Source organism: Pantoea sp. SIMBA_079 (genome assembly GCF_046940275.1).
In the GTDB taxonomy this organism is placed as follows: domain Bacteria; phylum Pseudomonadota; class Gammaproteobacteria; order Enterobacterales; family Enterobacteriaceae; genus Pantoea; species Pantoea borealis.
In genome coordinates, this window is record NZ_JAWRYR010000973.1 from 1 (window position 1) to 232 (window position 232).

The 232-nt window shown below is 55.6% G+C and carries 1 rRNA gene; it reads left to right on the forward strand.

Annotated elements, in window-relative coordinates:
• Positions 1 to 232, forward strand: a 23S ribosomal RNA gene (locus SB719_RS22840); the annotation flags it as partial.

Here is a 232-nt window from a genome sequence, read left to right on the forward strand (position 1 = left end):
GCCGGTCCCAAGGGTATGGCTGTTCGCCATTTAAAGAGGTACGTGAGCTGGGTTTAAAACGTCGTGAGACAGTTTGGTCCCTATCTGCCGTGGGCGTTGGATATTTGAAGGGGGCTGCTCCTAGTACGAGAGGACCGGAGTGGACGAACCTCTGGTGTACCGGTTGTCACGCCAGTGGCATCGCCGGGTAGCTATGTTCGGAAGAGATAACCGCTGAAAGCATCTAAGCGGG